Below are 23,388 nucleotides of genomic sequence, written 5' to 3'. Positions count from 1 at the left end.
TTCAACGATGGCGATCATCGACGCTCGAACCTTGCCTGACGCCAGCCATTTGGAAGCCGATCTGGTGATTATCGGCGGCGGTCTGGCCGGCATCACCCTGGCCAAGGAACTGGCCGGCGGTCCCTTGAAAGTCGTCGTCCTGGAAAGCGGCGGCCGCGAGATGGAGCCCGAAACCCAGGCGCTCTACGCCGGAGCCTGCGTGCAGAAGGCCGACGGCAATAAGGATCGCCCGCTCCATGAGTTTCCGGTCCAATCGCGCGTTCGAGCCCTCGGCGGCTCTGGCCATGTCTGGGGCGGCAAGTGCGGACCGCTGGACCCGGCGGACTTCGCCGAGCGCGCCTGGATCCCCTATAGCGGCTGGCCGATCAGCCGCGAGGCGATGCAGCCTTACTATGACCGCGCCTGCGACATGCTGGAGATCGATCGGTTCCCGCCGGAGCGCCCGAACGCGGCCGAAGCCAGCCTGCAACCCCTGGCCCTGGACGCCAGGGACGGCTTTTTCCCCGCGCCCCGCCTGTTCGCGCGCATTTCGGGTCGCACCGACCGCCCGGCGTTCGATCGCTTTCGCACCCAGTTCGCCGAAGCGCCCAATATCGACGTCTACCTCTATGCCAACGTCGTCCGCATTCGTCGCGAGCGGAACACGATCACAGGCCTGGACATCGCCTGCCTGGACGGCAAGCGGCACAAGGCAAAGGCGACGCGCTACGTCCTGGCCACAGGCGGGATCGAGAACGTCCGGTTGCTGCTGGCGTCAGACAATCTCGGCAACCGCCATGACCTCGTGGGACGCTTCTTCCAGGGTCACGTGACCTACTCCAATGACAGCGACGCCCAGCGTGAAGGCTCGGCCTTCGCCGCGTCCCGCGCCGAGCCGCTGGATCTGTACGCACCCGCGCTGCGGTATGGTCCCCACTGCGTCATCGGCGCGGGCTTGGCGGCGCAGAAGCGAATGAAGACGGGCAACTTCACCGCCACGCTCTTCCGCGCCAACTTCTCGAACGCCGACGCCAAGGTCGCCGCCGAAACCCAGACGATCAGCAAGGTCAGCGCACAGCTCGACAAGGGGCAGGCTCAACCCAACCTGCTCGGCTTCTTCGCAATGACCGAGCATTTTCCCCATCCGGAAAGCCGGATAACGCTGGATCAAAGCCAGAAGGACGCTCTGGGCATGCCCCGCGTGAATCTCACCTGGGTCCACGGAAAAAAGGACTACGACGACCTCGAGCGCTCGATCGACGGCTTGGCGGCCGCGATGGGCGCCGCCGGCGAAGGCCGCCTTTGCTGGTCGCTTCGACGCGACGAGCTGCTGGCCAGCTCCAACGCCTCGCGCCACCACATGGGTACGACGCGGATGCACGCAGATCCTCGCAAGGGCGTGGTGGACGCCGACGGTCGACTGCATGAGGCGAACAACCTCTATGTCGCCGGAAGTTCGGTCTTCCCGACCTCGGGCATTGTCAATCCGACCCTCACGATCCTGGCCCTGACCATTCGGCTGGCCGATCACCTGAAATCCGAGAAGAAGGCAGCCTGAGCATGAGCACCCGACGCGACCTACTCGCCGCGCTGGTGGCGCTCGCCGCGGCCCCTTCCCTGTCGCAGGCGCAGACCTCCGGATTCCTGCCCGGACTCGACAAGGATGCGGCGCGGCGCATCGGCGAAGCGTGGCGAAAAGCCCATCCTGGCGACACCGCGAAGACGCTGGTCGCCAAGCTTTTCCCCACAGGCCGAGGGCCCGAAGCCCTGCCTCGCCTGCGTCGCGCGATGGCGGCGGATTTCCGAGCCGGCGCGATCTTTGCGCATCGCGGCTGGCGGCTTTCCAACACCGAGGGCGCGCTCTTCGCCCTGGTCTCAATGGAGACTTGAGCCTTAGGGCCGCAGATGGAGCAGGCTCGGGAGGGCGAGCCTGCCGCCCCTTCCGACCTCAGGCGATCGTCGACGTCTCGGGGCTAGAGTGTGCGCCCCGTGACGGCGGCCGTCTCAACGCGGGTCCAGACCTGCGACTTGCACAGGAAGTTGGGCAACAGGCACCCCTTGGCGCGCAGCGATGCGCGATTCAGCAGCCTTACCTGTCCCGAAAACGTCATGTTCAGGTCGGGCACGAACACCTTGCCCTTCCACTCATTGGCGCCAGAAACCGAGAAGTCGCGCAGCAACTGCATGCCGACCAGCCCTTGGTTGCTGCCCTTCTTGACGTCGGCCTGAGCCTCGGCGTTCGCCCAGACGACATAGCCGCAAGTCCCTGGCCCGCACGGCTTGATCTCGATGTGAACACTGCCCTTGGGATTGCGCCAGACGCCGAAAAGATCATCCGGGCGCGCCGGTCCGGCGTCGGCGGCCAAGGCGGATCCAGCCACGCTCAGCCCCGCGGCGATGATCGACGCCACAAACATCTTCCGGCTCATAAGTGTCCTTCCAGGGTCGTCAACATCGCGTTCTGAGGAAGCTAGTCGGTCGCACGATCCAGGAGAAGCCGTCAGAAATGAGACGCGCGCCGCCACGACCGCCCAGACGTGCGGAGATAACCGCCGCTAGAGCCTGTCTGGTTTGGACGGAACCATCTAAACCAGATGAACAGGCTCTAAAATCAAACATTTAGAGCCCCTTAGCGGGTCGCCCAGCCTCTGCCGATCTCCGCCAGCGGGACGCAGCCATTGTACGCCCCCGGTACCGGATCATACTTCAGCGCCAGGGTCGCCCCGGGCTCAGAGGTGAAGTAGCCGACCGTGACGAAGTCCTCCAGCAGCGGGAAGAAGTGCCCGCTGGTCGAGACGGCGGTCTCGCGATCATAGACGTTCAGGATCGCGACCTGCTGTTCCGGCGCCAGCGCCACGAAAAGCTTGCCGTGAGCCGCCTTGGCGTCGGCGTCCATGCGGGCGAACCCGCCCACCAGCTGGTCGACCTGCCATTTCTCGCAATAGTTGGCGATGGCGCGGTCGATGAACTGCGGAACGCCGGCCGCCCGAGCGCCCGGCGTATCCGTGGCGGGAATGATCAGCTCTGCGACGACATCGAGGATCTGAGCCTGCTCGGGCGTGAGGGCCGTCGGCGTCCAGCTCAGCGCAGTCGTCGCCGCAGCGGTTCCCGCCCATCCCGTCGCCGCGGCGCCGACCGTCAGAGCCAGACCGCGAAGGGCGTCGCGTCGGTTCAGCATTACAGTTCTCCCCGCTTGCGGGCGCGTACCGCATGGTCGGCGGCGCGGGCCGTCAGGGCCATGTAGGTCAAGGATGGATTGACGCACGAGGCCGAAGCCATGGCCGCCCCGTCGGTGACATAGACGTTCTTGCACTCGTGAACCTGATTGTGCGCGTTCAGCACCGAGGTCTTGGGGTCACGCCCCATGCGGGCCGTTCCCATCTCATGGATGCCAAGCCCCGGCGCGAAGCCGTTGTCATGCGCCCGCACGTTCTGGAACCCCGCCGCCTCGAGCATCTCGGCGGCGGCCGCCTGCATGTCGCGGCGCATCGCCATCTCGTTGTCGCGCATGGTGACGTTCATGGTCAGGGTCGGCAGGCCGAACTTGTCCTCGACGTCGCGGTTCAGCGTCACGCGGTTGTCGGCGTAAGGGAGCATCTCGCCGAACCCGCTAAGCCCCATGGTCCAGGGCCCGGGCTGGCTGAGCGCGGCCTTGCGCGCTGCGCCGAAACCTCGCCCGCCCTGACCGCGATCACGCTCCCAGGTCGCGCGCCCGGCGCCGCCCTGATAGCCGAAGCCCCGCAGATAGTCCGAGCGCTTGCTGGCCGCATCACCAAGATTGCGGAAGCGAGGCACATAGATGCCGTTCGGCCGGCGCCCCGAGAAGTACATGTCCGCGAATTCCGGCGCCTGGCCCGTTGCTCCCGCGCCCAGGTGGTGGTCCATAACGTTGCGGCCAAGCTGATCGCTGGCGTTGCCGAAGCCGTTCGGGAACCGCGAACTCGTCGAGTTCATCATGATCCACGCGGAGTTCAGCGCCGAGGCGCAGAGGAAGATCACATCGGCGTGGAACTCCTCGTCCTTTCGGGTCTCTGCGTCCAGAATCCGCACGCCGCTGGCTCGTCCTGCGCGCTCATCATAGATCAGCTCGGTGACGATCGAGTTGGGACGGATCACCAGATTTCCCGTCCGCTCGGCCGCGATCAGCCCGCCTGAATTGGAGCTGTAATAGGCGCCGAACGGGCAGCCGCGGATACAGAGGTTGCGGTACTGGCACTTGGTACGCCCCAGCGCGAGCTGCTCCTCGGTGGGATCGGTCAGGTGGGCCGTGCGCCCGATCGTGACGCGCCGCTCGGGGAAGCGCGCCTCGGACCGCGCCTTGAAGGCCTTCTCGACGCAGTTCAGCTCCATCGGCGGCTGGTAGTGGCCGTCCGGAAAATGCGGCAGGCCCTCGGCCTGTCCGGAAACTCCGATGAAGCGCTCGACATGCTCGTACCAGGGCGCGAGATCCTCATAGCGGATCGGCCAGTCGACCGCGATTCCTTCGCGAGCGTTTGCCTCGAAATCGATCGGGCTGTGGCGATAGCTCTGCCGCCCCCAGGTCAGCGAGCGGCCGCCGACATGATAGCCCCGGATCCAGTCGAAGCGGTTCTCCTCGGTGTAGGGGTGCTCGTCGTCCCGCACGAAGAAGTGCTGGGTTTGCTCCGTCATCGTGTAGCCGGTGCGCCGCTGCACCTTGTAGTGCGCGTTCAGCTCGGCCTCGGGGAGCTTGCCCTGCGGATATTTTGACTGCCACGGGTCCAGCATCGCCGTGGGATAGTCCTCAAGGTGGCGCACCATGGGTCCGCGCTCGAGCACAAGGACCTTCAACCCCTTTTCGGTCAATTCCTTGGCCGCGATGCCACCGGTAATGCCACTGCCCACCACGATGGCGTCGTAGGTGTTCTTACGACGCGCGCGGCCGTTCAGGTTGGCCATGTTCGCTCCCTTCGCAGTCGCTCAATGGACCGCATCGAGATGCTTCACGCAACACGACACCAACCCCGGCGACCTCTTCATTCTTGCCTGGAGGCTTCCATGAAATGGGTTACATTGCAACAAAGCTCGGCGTTTCGACCGAGGTGATATGATGCGGGGGAGACGCGCCATGGTCTGGATGAAGCCGTCACGGGGCTGGGCCAGCTTTGGGCTCGTAACAGGGCTCGCGCTCGGCTTGGCCGGCGCATCTCACGCCGATGAGGTCCAGGCTGGACCGTGGCGCTCACTTTTCGACGGCAAGACGTTGAACGGCTGGACCGCGAAGGTCGCCAGGCATCCGGTCGGCGAGAACTACCGCCAGACCTTCGTCGCCGATCAGGGCGTGATCCGGGTCTCCTATGCCGGCTACGACAAGTTCGACAACCAGTTCGGCCATCTGTTCCACAAGACCCCGTTCAGCGCCTACCGACTGCGCTTCTCCTATCGCTTTCTCACCGAAGGCGGCCTGCCCGACACGCCGGGTTGGGCGCGGGCCAACAGCGGGATCATGTTCCACAGCCAGAGCGCCGAGAGCATGACGGTCGATCAGCCCTTTCCAGTCTCGATCGAGTTCCAGCTTCTGGGCAAGGATGGCGACAAGCCCCGGCCGACCGGCGCGGTCTGCACGCCGGGCATCACGATCACGATCGACGGCGCCAAGGTGAAGGAGCACTGCACGCCGCCGGCGAATGGTCCGACCATCGCCAACGGAACCTGGGTGCAGGCCGAGCTTGAAGTGCTGCCCAGCGGCGAGATCACCCAGAAGATCAACGGCGTCGTCGTCCACCGCTATGCTAGCGCGACGCTAGACCCGGACGACACCGTCGCGGGCGGGGCCAAGCCCTACATCCTGGCCCGAGGCGCAAGCCCGGTGACCGGCGGCTACATCGCCCTGCAAAGCGAGGGCGCCCCGATCGAGTTCAAGGACATCGAGATCCAGGAACTGACCCCGCGCTGAGGCCTATTTCTTGGCTGTTTTGACGTTGAGTGTTGACGGGGTAGTGGGAGCCGCCCTCGCCAGGAGTTTATCCTCGGGCCGACCTTCGGTCGGTCGCGGGGGACAAGCTCAGGGTGAGGACGACTGCTGACCTCGGTTCGCGAAAAATCCTCATCCTGAGCTTGTCGAAGGACGAGGATTTCCATCCGCATTAGCACCCGTAGCTAACGCGAAATCAGCCTATTTCTTGACGCTGGCCAGATAGGCGATCACCGCCGCGCGCTCGGCGTCGTTGGGCGCTCCCAGCAGCATCTTGGTGCCCGGCACGACCTTGGTCGGAGCCTTCGAATAGGCGTCGAGCTTGTCGGCGGTCCAGGTGATTCCCGAGCCCTTCAGCGCCGCGCTGTAGGTGTAGCCCGGAAAGCTCGCCGCCTTGCGACCGACCACACCCGCCAAGGGCGGCCCCATCTTGCCGGGAGCCTGCTGCAGCGAATGGCACATGCCGCACCGCTGCTCGAACAGCTGCTGTCCAGACGGCGCGGCGACCGCGCCAGACGCCAGGGCTGCGAACACCGCCGCCAGGGTAAGCCGAACCTTCATCAAGCCACTCCGTCAGAACACGCGCTTGGACTACAGGCCAAGCAGCCGTCGATTGCGCCCGGCGTCGGACCCGGCGCTCGCGAAATCATCGAACGCCTTGTCCGTCACCCGAATGATGTGATCCCGGATGAACGGCGCGCCCTCGGCGGCTCCCTGCTCGGGATGCTTGAGCGCGCACTCCCACTCCAGGACCGCCCAGCCGTCATAGTCGTACTGCGCCAGCTTTGAAAAGATCGCCTTGAAGTCGACCTGACCATCACCCAGCGAGCGGAACCGGCCCGGCCGGTCCACCCAGCCCTGATAACCGCCATAGACGCCCGAGCGCGCCGACGGTCGGAACTCGGCGTCCTTGACGTGGAACGCCTTGATCCGCTCGTGGTAGCGATCGATGTAGGCCAGATAGTCCAGTTGCTGCAGCACGAAATGGCTGGGGTCGTAGAGGATGTTGGCCCGAGGATGTCCGCCGACCTCGTCGAGGAAGCGCTCGAACGTAGCCCCGTCGTGCAAGTCCTCGCCCGGATGGATTTCATAGGCCGCGTCGACCCCGTTCTCGTCGAAGACATCCAGGATCGGCTTCCAGCGACGCCCGAGCTCAGCGAACGCCTCCTCGATCAGGCCCGCCGGCCGCTGGGGCCACGGATAGAGGTAGGGCCAGGCCAGGGAGCCGGAAAAGGTCGCATGCGCCTTCAGGCCCAGCCGCCGACTGGCGACAGCGGCAGCCTTCACCTGCTCAACCGCCCAGGCCTGCCGTTCCTTGGGCTTGCCGCGCAGTTCCGGCGGCGCGAAGCCGTCGAACAGCTCGTCATAGGCCGGATGCACCGCGACCAGTTGTCCCTGCAGGTGCGTCGACAGCTCGGTGATTTCCAGGCCGTACTCGGCCAGCAACCCGGCGATGTCGTCGCAATAGGTCTGGCTTTCGGCGGCCAGGGCCAGATCAAAGAACGAGTCCGCCCCGCCCGTCGGCATCTGCACCCCGGCATAGCCCAGGCTCGACACCCAGGCGGCCATGGTCTCGAGCTTGTCGAACGGGGGCGTGTCGCCGATGAACTGGGCCAGGAAGATGGCCGGTCCCTTGAGCGTCTTCATCAGCCCTCTCCCTGCAGCGACACCCAGCCCGCATCGTCGCGGCTGGCCGCAACGGCGCGCTCGACAAAGGTCATGCCGCGTACGCCCTCGGCAATGTCCGGCACAAGGCCGCCGGCGCGGCCTTCGATGGCGTCGGCGAAATCACGGTAGATCGTGGCGAAGGCCTCGATGAAGCCCTCGGGATGACCGGTCGGCAGGCGCGTCACCGCCCGCGCCGCCGGGCCAAGATAGCCAGAGCCGGCGTGCAGCACGTGGCTGGGCCCATCCAGCCAATCCAGCGTCAGAATGTTGGGATCCTCGTGCGACCAGGTCAGGCCGCCCTTCTCGCCATAGACGCTGATCGTCAGGCCGTTGCGGGCGCCGGCTGAGATCTGCGAGGCGATCAGCACGCCGCGCGCCCCGCCCTCAAACCGCAGCAAGACGTTGCAGTCGTCGTCGAGATCGCGCCCGGGTACGACCGTCGCGACATCCGCGCACAGTCTCTCAACGCGCCGCCCAGTGATGAACTCGGCGATGTTGAACGCATGGACGCCGATGTCGCCGATGCAGCCGCCGACGCCCGATTGGCTGGGATCGGCGCGCCAACTGGCCTGCTTGTTGGCGCTGTCGCGCTCCAGCGGCGTCGACAGCCAGCCTTGCGAGTACTCGACCACCACCTTGCGAACCGCGCCCAGATCGCCGCGCGCCACGATCTCGCGCGCCTCGCGGACCATCGGATAGCCGGTGTAGGTGTAGGTCAGGCCGTACTGCTTGCCCGAGGCGGCGACGACCTTCGCCAAGGCCTGCGCCTCGGCGAGGTTCAGCGTCGCGGGCTTGTCGCTGATCACATGCAGACCCGCCTTCAGGGCTGCGGCGGACACATCGAAATGCAGATGGTTCGGCGTCACCACCGAGACCAGCTGCACGCCGTCGGCGCGCCCGCGCTCAGCCGCGAACATCGTGTGGTGGTCCGGATAGACGCGATCGGGCGAGACGCCCCAAGCAGCCGCAGCCTGGGCGCTCTTGGCGGGGTCTCGGCTGAACACGCCCGCCACAAGCCGAATGCGGCCGTCCAGCTCGGCGGCCATCCGGTGCACCGGCCCGATGAACGAGCCGGGCCCGCCGCCCACCATGGCCATCCGCAGCGCCATCAGGCGACGACCTTGGCGAGATAGTCGAAGCTGATCCTGGCCGACTCCAGGCGCGTGTAGGCGAACGGCGGCTCCTGCTCGTAGTAGAAGCCCCGGATCCCGGCGTCATAGGCCGCCGGCAGCAGCCGCTTCCAGTCGATCATGCCAGAGCCCACCTCGGTCGGATCCTGCCGCAGCTCGAAGTTGGGCTTGGTGCTCGGCTTGACGTCCTTGACGTGCATCTGGGTGAAGCGCCCCGGATAGGCCTTCAGCAGCGCGAACGGATCCTGGCCCGCCGCCGTCACCCAGCCGGCGTCCAGCTCGAAGGTCACCAGCGACGGGTCCGTGCCCTTCAGCAGGATGTCCATCCCGGTGGTCTCGCGGCCCTTGGCGTCCTTCAGCGGCGCGAACTCGAAGTTGTGGTTATGATAGCCGGCGAGAATGCCGGCCTTTTTCAGGATGGCCGCCTTCTCATTGAGGAAGTCGGCGTTCCACTTCCATTCGTCGGCGGTCATCTGCACGCCCGCCTGGCGCAGGTCGGCCGCGCCCATCCGCTCGGGGATGTAGAAGATCGGCATGATCGCCGACTTCACCCCGATGACGTGCAGTTCGTCCGCCAGCTTGACGAGGTCGCCGCTGAAGCCGCTGGGTCCCTTGGGCGAGATATGCGCGCTGGGACAGACAAGCCCGTGCTTGTCGAACGCCGCGCGCAGATCGGCGGGCGTGCGGCCAAGGTAGCCGGCCAGCTCAACCGTCCGGAAGCCGATCTTGGCCACCGTCGCCAGCTGCGCATCGAGCTCTTTGGCAAGGTCCGGACCCAGGCTGTAGAGCTGGATGCCCACGGGCTGCTTGCGACGCTGGAAGAACGGCAGCGCGCTGGCGCCCGCCGCGCCGGCGACGCCCGCGCCCAGCGCGGCGGCGCCGGCGGCCAGCAGGCCCCGACGCGACAGGCCCTGGCTCTGATTATCGAAGGCGGTCATGCGCATGGGGATCACCTTTCCTGACATCTAGGCTTGGGCCGAACCGGCGGCGGATGAAGCGGAATCCGCCTCCGAAACAGGTCCCCGCGTGGGCGGCCGGAAGAACAGCGCCAGCAGGCAGACCGCCGCCAAAGCCATGGCGGTCGGCACGAGGAACAGCGTCGTGTAGTCGACGGACCCATCGGTGGTCAGGCGACCGATCAGCGCGGGGAAGATGAAGCTGGCGGCCACATTGCCGACGCCCAGGATCAGCAAGTTGAACAGACCCTGCGCGCTGGAGCGGACATCTTTCGGGAAGACGGCGTCGACGAAGATGTAAACCGTGGCGAAGAAGAAGGCGTAGCAGACGCCGTGCAGCAGCTGCACCGCCACGATGACCGGCACGCTGTCGGCGAAGTAGGCGAAGACCGCAAAGCGCGCGGCGTGGCCCAGCACGCCGACGATCATGGTGACCTTCCAGCCCAGCTTGGCCAGCACGCGGCCCAACAGCAGCATGGTGATGATTTCGGCCACCTGGCCCAGGCTCAGCACGACCATGCTGAGATTGCCCGCGATCCCGACCCGGTTGGTCAAGAAGGCGTCGGCCATCACGAAGTAGCCGTTGTGGATCACCGAATCGATGAAGGTCACGACAAAGAGGACAAACACGAAGGGCGCGCCCAGCAGCTTGAACGCCCGTCGCCAGGCCAGCTTGTCGACAGCGTCATCGGCCTTGCGCGGCGGCGTGTGCGGCAGGGTCAGAGCGTAACCGGCGAAGACGAAGGAGACGATCGCCGCCACCAGGAAGATCCAGCGGACCTGCTCCACCGTCGCTTGGGCGCCCAGCAGGAACACGAAGGGCCAGCTGACCAGCACCCAGCCGACGGTTCCGCCCATCCGCACCCCGCCGAAGCCCGCCGCCGGATCGCGCAGATTGGCGAAGGCGATCGAGTTGGTGACCGACAGTGTCGGCACATAGACCAGGCTGAAAACGAGGTAACAGGCAAAGAACGGCCAGAAGGTCGTCGAGAAGGCCGTGCCCAGCAGCGCCACGCCGCCGATCAGGTGGCTGACCGCCAGGAACCGCTCGGCCGAGAAGTTCCGGTCGGCGAACTGATTCGAGAAGAAGATGCCCACCAGCGCCGCCACGCCCCAGGCGCTGCCGACCAGCGACTGCTGCCAGGGCGCGAAGCCCAGCATGCCCATGTAGGGGAAGATCTTGGGCGCCCAGGCGCCCCAAATCGCCAGCTGCAGCACCATCATCACGAACAGACGGAAACTCGTCCCCATGCCTTCGTCCTCCCCGACCCCTGGGCGGCCGCCTTTTCGCCTCTTCAGACGCGCGCCGCTCCAATGTAATCGAATTCATCGATAACAGGGGTCCGCGAAAGCGGCAACCGTTGCAAGGCCACAACGCGCGGTCTGCGATGCTTGCCAAGCTAACGGCGACCCGCCAGTGTCCGGCCGATGGCCACCATTCAAGATGTTGCTCGGGAAGCCGGGGTCTCGACCGCGACCGTGTCGCGGGTCTTCAGCGCGCCCGACCTGGTGCTTGAGGCCACGCGCCAGAAGGTGATGGAGGCCGTCCAGCGCCTCGGCTACGAGCCGAACTTCGCAGCCAAGAGCCTGCGCACCCTGCGGACCGAGAAGATCCTGGTCACGGTGCCTGACATCTCCAACCCCTTCTTCTCGCAGGTGATCCGCGGCGTCGAGGAGGCCGCGCTGGCGGCGGGTTACTCCGTACTCTTGGGCGACACGCGTCATGAGGAGGCGCGGGAGGAGCAGTACGCCCTGATGTTCCGGCGCAAGGAAGCCGACGGCCTGATCTTCCTGGGGCATCGCCTCCCGGACGTCCTGGCCGAGATGCTCGCCGCCAAGGGGCCGCGTACGCCGATCGTCAACGGCTGCGAGTTCCGGCCGGGCCTGGCGGTCTCCAGCGCCCATATCGACAATGAACGCGCCGCCGCCGAAGTCATGGACCATCTCTATGGCCTGGGCCACGTCCGCGTCGGCGTGGTGACCGGACCGCTGGCCAGCCCGATCAGCAGCGACCGCCTGGCGGGTGTGCTCACCGCCGCCCAGCGCCATGGACGCGCCAGCGCCCTGCGGATCGCCATCGGCGACTTCTCGATCGAGTCCGGCGTCCGACAAGCGGGCGGAATACTGGACGAACCGGGGCGGCCGACGGCGATCTTCTGCTTCAGCGACGAGATGGCCATGGGGGCGCTGGAAGCGATCCGGCAGCGCGGCCTGGACTGTCCGCGCGACATCTCGCTGGTCGGCTTCGACGACATCCGCTTCGCCCAGTACCTGCACCCGCAGCTGACCACGGTGCGCCAGCCCAAGGAGCAGATTGGTCACGAGGTGGTTCGGCTGCTGCTCGACATCCTCGCGGGCCGCTCCACGGCGCTGCAGAACATCACCCTGCCCCACCAGTTGGTGGTGCGGGGCAGCACGGCGCCGCCCCCCGCTTAGCGGGGCGCCAGCTCTCGCACCCAGATGTTGCGGAAGCTGATCGGAATGCTGGGGTCGCCGTGCGCCTGCAGCTTGATCGGCGACGGACCGTGCGCCTTGTAGCCGGGCTTGCCGATATAGACGGTCTCGCCCGCCAGGACCGCGTTGTCCTGCACCAGCACGCCGTTGTGCAGCACCGTCACCGAGGCGGGGGTCGTCAGCGCGCCATCGGAGCCGAACACCGGCGCGCGCCAGATGATGTCGTAGGTCTGCCACTCGCCGGGCTTGCGGTTGGCGTTGGCCAAGGGCGGATGCTGCTTGTAGACGGCGCCGGCCTGGCCGTTGACGTAGGTCGCGCTCTGATAGCTGTCGAGAATCTGCACCTCATAGCCCTGGTCGCGCGAGCCGGTGGAGGCCAGAAAGACGCCGCTGTTGCCACGCCCTTGGCCGGAACCGGCGATGTCAGCGGGAATGCGCCACTCCAGGTGCAGTTGATAGTCCCGGAAAGCGCGCTTGGTCTCGATATTGCCCCGCGCCTTGTCGACGGTGATGACCCCGTCCGCGACCGTCCAGCCCGCCGGAGACTTGTCGGCCGCTGTGACCCACTGATCCAGGTTACGGCCGTCGAACAGGATGATCGCATCCGACGGGGCCCCGCCCGGCGCGGACGCCGGCGTCACCACCGCAGGGACAGGCTTCCAGACTTCGGTGTCTTCGGGACGAGTCTGAGCCGAGGCTGTGGCGCTCAGGAGCGCCATGCCGACCGCAAAGCTAGCCAGACCCATGATCGGCTTGATCGTCATCCGCCCTACTCCCTGGAGCCGACGTTCTTTGGCCAGCAAAGCGGGCAAGATTGACCAGCCCGCGCTGCACCGCAAGCCAGGGAGGCTCACCCCTTGACGGGAGCGGTCCAGACCACGCGAGACCCCCGCACCGCAAAGGCCGCTGAGCCCAAGGCCACCGAGCGCGCATTGATGCGATCCAGGATGACCCGGGCCTGCGCGGGCGACGCCAAGGTCGGCATGCCGCGCGTGGCCATGTCTTCGGGGCCGCCCAGTCCGATCTCGTTCATCACGATCGGCGTCAGTTCGAAAGCCTGGCAACGCCCGCGCTCGAACGAGGCCTGCACGATCACACTCTCCCAGCATTCGGCGGCATAGGCGCCGGGCGGCTTCTCGGTCTGGAAGACGAAGTTGCCCAGTCCAAAGAACAGCGGCGCGCCGTCATGGATCTCGATCCCCTGCAACAGGGGCGCGCCATGCCCGACGAACACCGAGGCTCCGGCCGCGACGCATCGGCGCGCGAACGCCCTCTGCCAGGCCGGCACGTCGGCCTGGTTCGGCTCCCAGTCGTGATTGTGCTGATAGGCGATGACGACCTCGGCGCGGCGCTTGGCCTCGGCGATGGCGGCCAACACCCGCTCAGCGTCGTCCTCGCGCGGGAGACCTGAGGCGTCGCGGCGCAGTTCATTGACACCCGGACGCGCCAGCGTCGCAGCGCCGCCCTCGCGCACCTTGCCCGTGGCGAAGGCGACCAGCGCCACCGGCCCTGCTGGCGTCGGCGCATAGGCGGGCGCGGCGGCCCGGGCGAGATCACGCCCCGACCCCGCCGACACCAAGCCGGCGCGCTCAATGGCGTCGACCGTATCGAGGATCCCGCCGCTCCCCAGGTCAAAGGCATGGTTGTTGGCGGTGGCCAGCAGACGAAGGTCCATCGCCTTGAGCGCATCCAGCACCGCCGGCTCGCCGGTGTGCAAGGTCAGGGCTTCGCGCGTCGGTGCGCCGGCGCGGGGCCCCTTGATGACGGTCTCCAGGTTGGTGAAGCCAAGATCGGCCCTGGCCAACGCGCGCGCCACCGCTCGCCGTCCGGGCCACTGGGCGTCGGTCGGGGCGTGCTCGATGAGGGCCTGCCCCACGAGCGCCAGCCGCACGCGACGAGGCTTGGCGATCGCCGGCGTCGCGGCCAAGCCCAGCGCCCCCAGCAACAGACTGCGTCGATCCATCTCAGCCCCCAAAGCTTCTCATTGGAGACCATAGGCCGAACCGCGAAAAGCCAGCCACATCATGCGCGCGCGGTATGGCTTGATGATCGCCGTCTATACCATTGTCGGCTCTCAGGGGCGCTGCCAGGGTCGCCGAACGCAATGGGGGCCTTGCATGAACGAGAGCATCGAGCCGCAGCGCGCGGGCCAGCGCGGCTGGCGGCGACTGCTGGACCGCATCGAGCGCGTCGGCGACGCCCTGCCCGATCCCGTCTTCATCTTCATCGGTTGCATCGCCGTATTGATGGTCGGCTCCGTCATCGCCTCCGCGCTGGGCTGGAGCGCGGTGAACCCCGTCACGGGCCAGCACCTCCAGGCTGAGAGCCTGCTCTCCCGCGAGAACCTGGCGAAGCTGTTCGTCGACATGCCCGAGACCATGACCAAGTTCCCGCCGCTGGGGCTGGTTCTGGTGGTCATGCTGGGCGCGGCGGTGGCCGAGCGTTCGGGCCTGTTCGGCGCCTTGCTGGGCGACGCCATTCGCAAGCTGCCGAAGACAGTTCTGAGTCCCGCGATCTTCGTGATCGGCGTCATGTCGCACCATGCGGCCGACGCGGCCTATGTGGTGCTCATCCCGATGGCGGCGCTGATCTACGCCGAGGCCGGACGCCATCCGCTGGCGGGCATCGCCATCGCCTATGCCGGCATCTCCGGCGCCTTCGCCGGCAACATGCTGCCCGGCCAGTTCGACGTCTTGATCCTGGGCATCACGGCGCCGGCGGCCCAGTTGATCGATCCGAACTTCGTGATGAACCCGCTCGGAAACTGGTGGTTCACCCTGGCGATCGGGATGCTGTTCACGCCGATCGCGTGGTGGGTCACCGATCGGGTGGTCGAGCCGCGCCTTGGCCCGTGGACCCGCGAGGACACCGCCGCCGCAGCGCCAGACCTCGCCCTGGACGAGATCGGCGAGGCGCAGAAGAAGGGCCTTCGCCGCGCGGGCGTGGCCGCCTTGGTGGTGATTGGACTTTTCGCGACCCTCACGCTCTGGCCCGGCGCGCCGCTGGTCGATCACGAGGCGGTCGGGCCCAAGCGCATGACGCCCTTCTACCAGTCGCTGATCGCCGCGTTCATGCTGCTGTTCCTGACCACGGGCTGGGCGTACGGCTCGGCGACCGGTTCGGTGAAATCGCACCGCGATATCGTGTCGATGATGGCCGAGGGTATGCGGGCCATGGCGCCCTACCTGGTACTGGCCTTCTTCGCCGCCCACTTCGTGGCGATGTTCGCCTGGTCCAAGATGGGGCCGGTCATGGCGGTGCAAGGGGCGGAGACCCTAAGCGGTCTTGGACTGCCCAAGCCGCTCCTGCTGCTCTCGCTGTTGATCATGTCGTCGTTCCTGGACCTGCTGATCGGCTCGGCCTCGGCCAAGTGGAGCGCGATGGCGCCGATCGTTGTGCCCATGCTGATGCTTCTGGGCGTCTCGCCCGAGATGACGACGGCCGCCTATCGGATGGGCGATTCGATCTTCAACATCGTCACGCCCCTGGCCTCGAACTTTCCGCTGGTGCTGATCCTGGCCCAGAAATGGCGACCACGCTTTGGCGTGGGATCCATGGTGGCGTTGATGTTGCCCTACACCATCGGCTTCGCCATCGCCGGCATGGCGCTGGTCTTCACCTGGGTTGGGCTGGGACTTCCTGTCGGGCCAGGCGCGCCGAGCGGCTATGTTACGCCTACCACCGCCCAGACCATCCCCTAGCGCCATCAGGCATCATCACGCGGTGTTCGCCGCCGCCCGCCTCCCAGGCGGCGGCGATGCGCATTTCGGCGACCAACGGTCTGCGACCATGCCGTCCAGGCATAGGGTGATGCGCCGGACCAATAGCGTTGCGCGCGAAAACAGCCCGCCCCTAGGCTTCAGCATCCAAGGGGAGCGGGCCGACAGAGCCGCGCCGAGCACACCATGACGAGGGGACTTCATCGTATGCCCGTACTGAACCTGCGCGCGCTTCGCGCTGGAACCGCCTATGCCGCCCTGCTGGCCGGAGCCTTGGCCACGCCGGCCCTGGCGCAGACGGCCACCGCACCCGCCGCCCAGGCCGCCGATGCGGTTGAGGAGATCATCGTCGTCGGCTCGCGCATCCAGCGCAGGGATGCGGACGGCGTCGGCGTGGTGACCACGATCACCGAACAGGATCTGAAGAATTCCGGCGCCGGATCGGTCGGCGAGTTGCTGCAGAAACTGCCGTCCGCCGGGGTCAGCCTCAGCACCAATGGCACGCAAGGCACCTCGTACGGCGCCAGCTCGATCAACCTGCGCTACCTCGGCGGCGCCGAAGGCAGCGGCAATCGGGTGCTCGTCCTGGTCGACGGCCATCGCTGGGTCGACGGCGTGGGCCAGCGCGGCTTCCGAGATTTCGTGGATCTCAACACCATGCCGCTGGGCATGATCGAAGGCATTGAGGTTCTCAAGGACGGCGCCTCGGCCATCTATGGCTCGGACGCCATCGCCGGGGTGGTCAATATCAAGACGGCCCGCGATTTCGACGGCGTGAAGCTGACCGCCAAGTACGGCGCGACCACCCATGGCGACGGCCAGTCCTATTCGACGATGGCCAACTTCGGGAAGCGCTTCGACAAGAGCGCCATTCTGGTCTCGGCCAGCTACGTCAAGGACAAGCCGATCCTGACGACGTCGCGGGATCTGACCCGCGTGACCCTGGTTCCCGTTACAGCGCCGGGCACCAGCCCGAACGGCCTCTACATCCTGCCCGGCCTGTCCAATAACGCCTATTTCGGCACGCCCACGGGCTTTGCCACCTCGGCCAGCCCGGTAGCGTTCACCGCCGGTGCGACGATCGGCTCGGGCGCCCTGGCCGACAACGCCTATCGCACGGCGTCGTTGCCGGCCGACTACTACAACACCCAGGCGCAAGGCATCTACTCGACCGGTCCCAGCGAGCGCTGGGGCGTCTATGCCCGCTGGACCACGGACCTGAGCGACAGCGTCCGCTTCAAGGCCGAGGGCCTGTTCAACCAGCGCAAGTCTGATCAGCTGTTCTCGCCGGTGCTGCTGGATATCGGCGGCTCGGCCGGGACGATCCGCGGCTTCTCGATCGCGAACAATCAGCCGTTCAATCCGTTCGGCACAGCCAACGGCGTGCCCACCGCCAACGCCCTGGCCTTCGCCGCCAACTCGGCCTGGCGCATCCGCAAGGTGATGACCGAGGTCGGCAATCGCGACAACGTTCAGGACGTCAAGACCTGGCGCATCGCCGGTGGCTTCGACGGCGAGTTGAACCTGTTCGGCCGCGAATGGAGCTGGGACGTCTACGGCCTCTATTCGAAGAACAAGATCGACACCCAGGCGCTGAACGGCGTGAACTACGACCGGCTTGCGCTGGGTCTGGGTCCGAACTGCGCAACGACCGCAGGCTGCGTGCCGATCAACCTCTTCTCGCCGATGACCGCCGCCCAGGCCGAGTACATCCGCTTCACGGCGCGCGAGTCGAACCAGACCGAGATCTACGACTTCACGGCCAATATCACCGGCGAGCTGTTCCAGCTGCCGGCGGGCCCTCTGGCGATCGCGGCCGGCGTCGAGCACCGCAAGAACAAGGCCTCCGACAGCCCCGATCCGTTCGTCAACGCCCTGCCGACCAACATCCCGACCCCGGCGTCGGGCTCGGCCTTCGCGAGCAATACAACGACCACGGCCCAGACCCGGATCGCGACCGTCGGTCAGTACAGCCTGAACGAAATCTATGCCGAGGCGGCGATCCCGCTGCTGAAGGACGTCCCCCTGGCCAAGACGCTGGATATCAGCCTGGCGGCCCGCTACTCGGACTACGACACGGTCGGCGGCGACAGCACGGTCAAGGTCGGCGTCGGCTGGCGTCCGATCGAGGACATCCTGGTGCGCGGCACCTATGCGCAAGGCTTCCGCGCCCCCTCGATCCTGGAGCTCTTCCAGGGCGGCCGCCAGACGAGCTTCCAGGGGACCGACCCCTGCAACGGCGGCGCGAGCGCCAACCCCAGCCTGCCTGGCTGCACCGGCGTGCCCACCGGCTACAATCAGGTCAACTTCAACCTCAATGGCCTGATCCCCGGCACCATCTCGGGCAACACCAAGCTGAAGGCCGAAACTGCCGACACCTATAGCGCGGGCGTCGCCATCAAGCCGCGCTTTGCGCCAGGCCTGAGCCTGACGGTCGACTGGTACGAAATCACCGTGCGGGACGCGATCTCCAGCCAATCGGCCACGCAGATTCTCAACCTCTGCGCCCAGCGCGCCGGGGTGTTCTGTGACCTCGTGTCCCGTGACGCCTCGACCGGCGCGATCACCAACCTGCTGCAAGGCGTGCTGAACCTCGCCGAGATCAAGACCTCGGGCGTGGACACCACGCTGCGCTACGACTTCAGCAATGACCTGGGCAAGTTCGCGGCGGTCGTCGACGCCTCGTACCTGGAGAGCTTCAAGACCACGAGCCCCAACCCGGCCGGCGGCGCGCCCATCGTCGACGAACGTGCGGGCAAGGGCGATCAGCCTCGCTCGACCTATCCGCACTGGAAGGGCCAGGCCTCGTTCAGCTGGACGGGCGGGTCGTGGAACGCGCTGTGGCGCGGCCGCTATATCGGCTCGACCACCGATGTCGTGAACGCGGTGAAGGACGCCAAGACCAAGGCGATTTTCTACAACGACCTGGAAGGCGGCTATCAGTTCGAACGCTATGACACCGCCATCAGCGTCGGGATCAGCAACATCTTCGACAAGGCGCCGCCCGCGTCCTACGCCAACGCCCCGATCAACTACGACATCTACACCTACGACGCCCGCGGCCGGTACGGATATGTCCGCGTCTCGGCGAAGTTCTAGTCTGGACAGGACGGCGGCTTGCAGGCCGCCGTCCGATCCGGAGGACCGGTCTTGAACCCCGCCCTTTCCATCGATCGCCATGAAGGCCACAGCGCCTGCCAGCCGCCCGACGACGTGCATGTCACGCGCGACGTCATGGTGACCATGCGCGACGGCGTACGCCTGGCCATCGACATCTATCGGCCGGCGATCGCCGGCGAGCCGACGCACGCGCCTCTTCCGGTCCTGCTTGAGCGCACGCCCTACGACAAGCGCGGCACCAACCATGGCGACCGGACCCGCGACGATCCGATCCCCAAGTCGAAGCCGGACCTGGCGGTGCAGTTTGTGCGCGGCGGCTATGTGGTGGCCATTCAGGACTGCCGGGGTCGCTACGCCTCGGAAGGCGTGTTCGAGAAGTATCTCGGCGAGGGCGCTGACGGCTATGACACCATCGCCTGGCTGGCCGCGCAGCCGTGGTGCGACGGCCGGGTGGCGACCTACGGCCTTTCCTATGGTGCGCATGTGCAGAGCGCGGCTGCCTGCCTGGCCCCGCCCGCGCTGGCGGCGATGTTCCTCGATTCCGGCGGCTTCTCCAGCGCCTATCACTCCGGGATCCGCCAGGGCGGAGCCTTCGAACTCAAACAGGCGACCTGGGCTTACAAGCACGCACTGCTCAGCCCCGAAACCCAGCGCGACCCCGCCCGTCTCGCCGCCCTGGAGGCGCAGGACCTCAAGGCCTGGTTCACGCGGATGCCCTGGATGGAGGGTCACTCCCCGCTGAGCGCGGCGCCGGAGTACGAAAAGTACCTGCTGGACCAATGGCGCACCGGCCTCTTTGGCCCCTACTGGACCCAGACCGGCGTCTATGCGCGCGGGGCTTACGATACCTACGCCGACGTGCCGATGGTGCACATGAGCAGCTGGTATGACCCATACGCGGTCACGGCGACCGAGAACTTTCTGGGCCTTTCGGGTCGCAAGCGTTCACCGGTGAAGCTGATCCTGGGTCCCTGGACGCATGGCCAGCGTTCCGTAACCCACGCGGGGGACGTCGACTTCGGCCCCGAAGCGACGCTGGATGGGGCCTTGGCGAAGGACTACGTGGCCCTCCGCCTGGCCTGGTTCGACGCTTGGCTCAAGCCTGACCAACACGCCAAAGACCCCCTGCCCCCGGTCAAGCTGTTCGTCATGGGCGGCGGCTCTGGCCGCAAGACGCCGGAGGGCCGGCTGGATCACGGCGGCCACTGGCGCGACGAAACGGCGTGGCCGCCACAGGGCGCCCGCGTCACCGACTTTTTCCTGTCCGCCACCGGCGGCCTCTCGACCGCACGAGAGGTCGTCGACGAAGCCTTTCTCGAATACGTGCACGATCCGCTGAACCCAGTACCCACCATCGGCGGCGCCATAGCCTCCGGCGCCCCGGTGATGGAGCCCGGAGCCTTCGACCAGCGTGAAGGGCCCCACATCTTCGGCTGCCTGCCGCCCTATCGCGCGCTTCGGGATCGCGAGGACGTCCTTGTGTTCGAAACACCGCCGCTGGAGACCGATGTTGAGGTCATTGGCCCGATCCGGGCGCGCCTCTTCGTCAGCTCGGACGGGGTCGACACGGACTTCACCGTCAAGCTGATCGACGTCCATCCGCCCTCCGAGGACTATCCCGACGGGTTCGCCATGAACCTCACGCATGGGATCCTCCGCGCCCGCTATCGGGAGCGCTTCGATTGGGAGACCTGGATGACCCCGGGCGAGGTCTGTTTCATCGAGATCGAAGCGTTCCCCACGGCCAATCGTTTCCTGAAAGGCCACCGCATCCGACTGGACATCTCTTCGAGCAACTTCCCCCACTTCGACATCAACCCGAACACAGACGAGCCCGAAGGCTACGGCTTCACTCCCCGTCGCGCGAAAAATCGGGTCTATATGGACGCCCAGCGGCCCTCGCGCCTGCTGCTGCCGATCGTTACGCGCTGATCCGAGGGCCTGGATGAAGCTGAACCTGCGGAGCCTGGAGGCCTTTCGGGAGACCATGCTGAGCGGTTCGGCCACGGCCGCCGCCGGCCGCATGGGTCTGACCCAGCCTGCGGTGAGCCGGCTGATCGCCCAGCTCGAGCAGGAGGTCGGCTTCGAACTCTTCTATCGCGAGCGCGGGCGCCTTAGCCCCACGCCCGAGGCGCTGATCATCTATGACGAGATCGACTTGGCGTTCGGCGGCCTGGAGCGGGTCGACGCTCTGGCGCGCGACATCGCCGCGTTCAATACCGGCCTCCTGAAGATCGTGGCGCCGCCCAGCCTTTCCGAGAGCGTGCTGTCGACCATCCTGCCCAGGTTCATGGCGAGATTTCCCAAGGTGCGGATCGCCATCGAGTCCCGTAGCACTGCGACCGCCCGCGCCATGGTCGCCAACCGCACGGTCGACTGCGGCTTCGTCAAACTGCCGCTGGATCGCAGCGATATCTCCACGGTCACGCTATCGACGAGCGAGACGGTCTGCGTCTTGCCAGACACCCATCCACTCACGGCGCACGAGGTGCTGACGCCCGAGTTGCTGCGCGGCGAACCGCTGGTGCTGCTCGGCGCGGGAACCTGGACGCGCCGCCAGATCGACGACGCCTTCCGCGAACGGGGCGTGCGCCCCGATGTGCGGGTCGAGACCCACACCGTCGGGTCCGCCTGCGCGCTGGCGGCGGGCGGCCTGGGGGTCGCGATCGTCAACGCTCTGTTGGCCGACAACTTCGCACGCCCAGGCGTCGCTATCCGGGTTTTCCGCCCTCAGATCCTGCATGAGTACGCGTTCATGACGTCCGCGCTGGCGCCGATGAACCGACTGGCCGCGGCCTTCCTGGAAGAGGCCCAGACCTTTTTTCGCGAACAGGCGCGCTAACCGCGCCGCCGCGCTACTCCCACTCGATCGTGCCGGGCGGCTTACTGGTCACATCGTAGACGACGCGATTGACGCCGCGCACCTCGTTGATGATGCGCGTGGCGGTCTTGCCCAGAACCGGCCACGGAAACTCGAAGAAGTCGGCGGTCATGCCGTCGGTCGAGGTCACCGCGCGCAGGGCCAGAACGTTCTCGTAGGTCCGCGCATCGCCCATCACGCCCACCGTCTTCACGGGCAGCAGCACTGCGAAGGCCTGCCAGATCTGGTCGTAGAGGCCGGCGTTGCGGATCTCTTCCAGATAGATGGCGTCGGCGTCCTGCAGGACCTTGACCTTCTCGGGCGTGATCTCGCCCGGGATACGGATGGCGAGGCCCGGTCCGGGGAACGGATGGCGGCCGACGAAGGCCGGGGCCAGGCCCAGCTCGACACCCAGGGCGCGAACCTCGTCCTTGAACAGCTCGCGCAGCGGCTCGACCAGCTTCAGCTTCATGTAGTCGGGCAAGCCGCCGACGTTGTGGTGGCTCTTGATCACCGCCGAGGGGCCGCCGCGGGCCGAGACGCTCTCGACGACGTCCGGATAGAGCGTGCCCTGGGCCAGGAACGTCGCGCCCTCGATCTTGGCGGCTTCCTTGTCGAACACGTCGATGAACAGGCGGCCGATGGTCTTGCGCTTGGTTTCGGGATCGCTGACGCCGGCCAGCTCGCCCAGGAACAGGTCGCCGGCGTCCACGTGGACCAGCGGGATGTTGTAGTGGTCGCGGAACAGGGTCACGACCTGGTCGGCCTCGTTCTTGCGCAAGAGGCCCGTGTCGACGAACACGCAGGTCAGCTGGTCGCCGATCGCCTCGTGGATCAGCACGGCGGCCACCGAGCTGTCGACGCCGCCCGACAGGCCGCAGATCACCTTGCCGTCTCCGACCTGGTCGCGGATCTTCTGGACCATCTCCTGGTGGAACGCCGCCATCGTCCAGTCGCCCTTCAGCCCCGCGATATTGAACAGGAAATTGCGGTACATCGCCGGTCCGTTGACCGTGTGATAGACCTCAGGATGGAACTGCAGGGCGTAGATCTTCTTGGCGTCATTGGCGATGGCCGCGAACGGCGCGCCGGTCGATGTGCCGATCACCTCGAAACCTTCCGGGATCGCCGTGACGCGATCGCCGTGGCTCATCCAGACCGTCTCGACGCCGCCGACGCCGGCCAGGCCTTGGAACATCGGGCTATCCTTGCCGATGGTCAGCTCGGCGCGACCGAATTCGCCCGCGTGACCGCCCTCGACCTTGCCGCCCAAGACGTCGCACAGCAGTTGCTGGCCGTAGCAGATGGCCAGCAACGGCAGGCCCAGATCGAACAGCTTGCGACCGATGCGCGGGCTGTCCGCCTCCAGCACACTGGCCGGACCGCCCGACAGGATGATCGCCGAGGGCGCGTACTCGTCGACAATGGCCTCGGCCTTGTCGAACGGATGGATCTCGCAATAGACCCCCGCCTCGCGCACTCGGCGGGCGATCAGTTGGGTGACCTGGCTGCCGAAGTCGACGATCAGGACGCGCTGGTGGTCGGTTTTCTGAGTCATGGGCGAGGTCTC

The 23,388-nt window shown here is 66.6% G+C and carries 19 protein-coding genes and 1 pseudogene; 9 read left to right on the top strand and 11 right to left on the bottom strand.

The annotated features are described in order from the left end of the window. The first annotated feature begins 7 nt into the window (after window positions 1–7). Both CVUC_RS14445 and CVUC_RS14440 read left to right on the top strand, forming a co-directional pair. Entirely contained in the window at window positions 8–1,537 is a 1,530-nt protein-coding gene (locus tag CVUC_RS14445; protein WP_096033225.1) for an FAD-dependent oxidoreductase, read from the top strand. A gap of 2 nt (window positions 1,538–1,539) precedes the next feature. Beyond that, complete coding sequence (locus tag CVUC_RS14440) at window positions 1,540–1,869, top strand: hypothetical protein (protein WP_096033224.1); 330 nt, start codon at window positions 1,540–1,542, stop codon at window positions 1,867–1,869. An 83-nt stretch (window positions 1,870–1,952) separates the two neighbouring features. On the opposite strand, the gene CVUC_RS14435 is transcribed toward CVUC_RS14440, so the two are convergent. The 3 genes from CVUC_RS14435 to CVUC_RS14425 form a co-directional block, all read right to left on the bottom strand. Next, a complete protein-coding gene (locus CVUC_RS14435; RefSeq protein ID WP_096033223.1) occupies window positions 1,953–2,504 on the bottom strand; it encodes a DUF2147 domain-containing protein in 552 nt (183 codons plus the stop codon). Between the two features lie 104 nt (window positions 2,505–2,608). Further along, entirely contained in the window at window positions 2,609–3,157 is a 549-nt protein-coding gene (gene lacC / locus CVUC_RS14430; RefSeq protein ID WP_010919508.1) for a lactose 3-dehydrogenase subunit gamma LacC, read from the bottom strand. After that, entirely contained in the window at window positions 3,157–4,896 is a 1,740-nt protein-coding gene (locus CVUC_RS14425) for an FAD-dependent oxidoreductase (protein ID WP_010919507.1), read from the bottom strand. The genes lacC and CVUC_RS14425 overlap by 1 nt, the downstream gene beginning before the upstream one ends. Before the next feature lie 151 nt (window positions 4,897–5,047). Between CVUC_RS14425 and CVUC_RS14420 the strand changes: the two genes are divergently transcribed. Both CVUC_RS14420 and CVUC_RS20860 read left to right on the top strand, forming a co-directional pair. Further along, window positions 5,048–5,893, top strand: coding sequence for a 3-keto-disaccharide hydrolase (locus CVUC_RS14420; RefSeq protein ID WP_096034769.1), 846 nt, complete (start codon window positions 5,048–5,050; stop codon window positions 5,891–5,893). A 44-nt stretch (window positions 5,894–5,937) separates the two neighbouring features. Beyond that, window positions 5,938–6,087, top strand: a pseudogene (locus CVUC_RS20860) (hypothetical protein); the annotation flags it as partial. Window positions 6,088–6,112: 25 nt separating this feature from the next. Here the strand turns inward: CVUC_RS20860 and CVUC_RS14415 are convergent. The 5 genes from CVUC_RS14415 to CVUC_RS14395 are packed head-to-tail and all read right to left on the bottom strand — an operon-like array spanning window position 6,113 to window position 10,916. Continuing rightward, window positions 6,113–6,475 (bottom strand): c-type cytochrome, encoded by a 363-nt coding sequence (locus CVUC_RS14415; RefSeq protein ID WP_012640293.1) that lies wholly within the window; start codon window positions 6,473–6,475, stop codon window positions 6,113–6,115. Between the two features lie 27 nt (window positions 6,476–6,502). Continuing rightward, window positions 6,503–7,558: a sugar phosphate isomerase/epimerase family protein gene (locus CVUC_RS14410; RefSeq protein ID WP_096033222.1), complete on the bottom strand. Its 1,056-nt coding sequence runs from the start codon at window positions 7,556–7,558 to the stop codon at window positions 6,503–6,505. After that, entirely contained in the window at window positions 7,558–8,688 is a 1,131-nt protein-coding gene (locus CVUC_RS14405; protein ID WP_096033221.1) for a Gfo/Idh/MocA family protein, read from the bottom strand. Before CVUC_RS14405 ends, CVUC_RS14410 begins: the two co-directional genes overlap by 1 nt. Further along, on the bottom strand, window positions 8,688–9,674 hold the full coding sequence (locus CVUC_RS14400; protein WP_096033220.1) for a sugar phosphate isomerase/epimerase family protein: 987 nt from the start codon (window positions 9,672–9,674) through the stop codon (window positions 8,688–8,690). The genes CVUC_RS14405 and CVUC_RS14400 overlap by 1 nt, the downstream gene beginning before the upstream one ends. Then, window positions 9,675–10,916 carry an MFS transporter gene (locus tag CVUC_RS14395; protein ID WP_096033219.1) on the bottom strand — a complete coding sequence of 414 codons (1,242 nt, stop codon included), beginning with the start codon at window positions 10,914–10,916 and terminating at the stop codon, window positions 9,675–9,677. A 177-nt stretch (window positions 10,917–11,093) separates the two neighbouring features. Here CVUC_RS14395 and CVUC_RS14390 point away from each other — a divergent pair, with 177 nt between their 5' ends. Further along, entirely contained in the window at window positions 11,094–12,101 is a 1,008-nt protein-coding gene (locus CVUC_RS14390; protein ID WP_096033218.1) for a LacI family DNA-binding transcriptional regulator, read from the top strand. Here CVUC_RS14390 and CVUC_RS14385 read toward each other — a convergent pair. Both CVUC_RS14385 and CVUC_RS14380 read right to left on the bottom strand, forming a co-directional pair. Further along, window positions 12,098–12,883, bottom strand: a complete 786-nt coding sequence (locus tag CVUC_RS14385) for a 3-keto-disaccharide hydrolase (RefSeq protein WP_096033217.1) — start codon at window positions 12,881–12,883, stop codon at window positions 12,098–12,100. The two genes, CVUC_RS14390 and CVUC_RS14385, sit on opposite strands and share 4 nt — an antisense overlap. Before the next feature lie 86 nt (window positions 12,884–12,969). Next, the gene (locus CVUC_RS14380; RefSeq protein WP_096033216.1) at window positions 12,970–14,094 is read right to left on the bottom strand and encodes a CapA family protein; all 1,125 of its coding nucleotides are present in this window, start codon (window positions 14,092–14,094) and stop codon (window positions 12,970–12,972) included. A gap of 142 nt (window positions 14,095–14,236) precedes the next feature. Here CVUC_RS14380 and CVUC_RS14375 point away from each other — a divergent pair, with 142 nt between their 5' ends. The 4 genes from CVUC_RS14375 (at window position 14,237) to CVUC_RS14360 (ending at window position 21,800) form a co-directional block, all read left to right on the top strand. Next, the gene (locus CVUC_RS14375; protein ID WP_124743058.1) at window positions 14,237–15,820 is read left to right on the top strand and encodes an AbgT family transporter; all 1,584 of its coding nucleotides are present in this window, start codon (window positions 14,237–14,239) and stop codon (window positions 15,818–15,820) included. A 204-nt stretch (window positions 15,821–16,024) separates the two neighbouring features. Beyond that, entirely contained in the window at window positions 16,025–18,937 is a 2,913-nt protein-coding gene (locus tag CVUC_RS14370; protein WP_010919497.1) for a TonB-dependent receptor, read from the top strand. Between the two features lie 18 nt (window positions 18,938–18,955). Next, complete coding sequence (locus CVUC_RS14365; protein ID WP_164468121.1) at window positions 18,956–20,890, top strand: CocE/NonD family hydrolase; 1,935 nt, start codon at window positions 18,956–18,958, stop codon at window positions 20,888–20,890. Window positions 20,891–20,903: 13 nt separating this feature from the next. Further along, on the top strand, window positions 20,904–21,800 hold the full coding sequence (locus tag CVUC_RS14360; RefSeq protein WP_010919495.1) for a LysR family transcriptional regulator: 897 nt from the start codon (window positions 20,904–20,906) through the stop codon (window positions 21,798–21,800). Between the two features lie 13 nt (window positions 21,801–21,813). Here the strand turns inward: CVUC_RS14360 and guaA are convergent, their stop codons facing one another. Next, a complete protein-coding gene (guaA, locus tag CVUC_RS14355; protein ID WP_096033214.1) occupies window positions 21,814–23,376 on the bottom strand; it encodes a glutamine-hydrolyzing GMP synthase in 1,563 nt (520 codons plus the stop codon). Window positions 23,377–23,388 lie beyond the last annotated feature (12 nt).

This window comes from Caulobacter vibrioides (assembly GCF_002858865.1).
Taxonomy (GTDB): domain Bacteria; phylum Pseudomonadota; class Alphaproteobacteria; order Caulobacterales; family Caulobacteraceae; genus Caulobacter; species Caulobacter vibrioides.
Note: the sequence above shows the minus strand (reverse complement) of the source record. Positions and strands in the feature narration are given on the sequence as shown.

Bases quoted from the DNA above. Each gene is read 5' to 3' on its own strand.
- CVUC_RS14445 (WP_096033225.1), top strand. From the start codon at position 8: ATGGCGATCATCGACGCTCGAACCTTGCCTGACGCCAGCCATTTGGAA.
- CVUC_RS14440 (WP_096033224.1), top strand. From the start codon at position 1,540: ATGAGCACCCGACGCGACCTACTCGCCGCGCTGGTGGCGCTCGCCGCG.
- lacC (WP_010919508.1), bottom strand. From the start codon at position 3,157: ATGCTGAACCGACGCGACGCCCTTCGCGGTCTGGCTCTGACGGTCGGC.
- CVUC_RS14425 (WP_010919507.1), bottom strand. From the start codon at position 4,896: ATGGCCAACCTGAACGGCCGCGCGCGTCGTAAGAACACCTACGACGCC.
- CVUC_RS14420 (WP_096034769.1), top strand. From the start codon at position 5,048: ATGCGGGGGAGACGCGCCATGGTCTGGATGAAGCCGTCACGGGGCTGG.
- CVUC_RS14410 (WP_096033222.1), bottom strand. From the start codon at position 7,558: ATGAAGACGCTCAAGGGACCGGCCATCTTCCTGGCCCAGTTCATCGGC.
- CVUC_RS14405 (WP_096033221.1), bottom strand. From the start codon at position 8,688: ATGGCGCTGCGGATGGCCATGGTGGGCGGCGGGCCCGGCTCGTTCATC.
- CVUC_RS14400 (WP_096033220.1), bottom strand. From the start codon at position 9,674: ATGTCAGGAAAGGTGATCCCCATGCGCATGACCGCCTTCGATAATCAG.
- CVUC_RS14395 (WP_096033219.1), bottom strand. From the start codon at position 10,916: ATGGGGACGAGTTTCCGTCTGTTCGTGATGATGGTGCTGCAGCTGGCG.
- CVUC_RS14390 (WP_096033218.1), top strand. From the start codon at position 11,094: ATGGCCACCATTCAAGATGTTGCTCGGGAAGCCGGGGTCTCGACCGCG.
- CVUC_RS14385 (WP_096033217.1), bottom strand. From the start codon at position 12,883: ATGACGATCAAGCCGATCATGGGTCTGGCTAGCTTTGCGGTCGGCATG.
- CVUC_RS14375 (WP_124743058.1), top strand. From the start codon at position 14,237: ATGAACGAGAGCATCGAGCCGCAGCGCGCGGGCCAGCGCGGCTGGCGG.
- CVUC_RS14370 (WP_010919497.1), top strand. From the start codon at position 16,025: ATGACGAGGGGACTTCATCGTATGCCCGTACTGAACCTGCGCGCGCTT.
- CVUC_RS14360 (WP_010919495.1), top strand. From the start codon at position 20,904: ATGAAGCTGAACCTGCGGAGCCTGGAGGCCTTTCGGGAGACCATGCTG.
- guaA (WP_096033214.1), bottom strand. From the start codon at position 23,376: ATGACTCAGAAAACCGACCACCAGCGCGTCCTGATCGTCGACTTCGGC.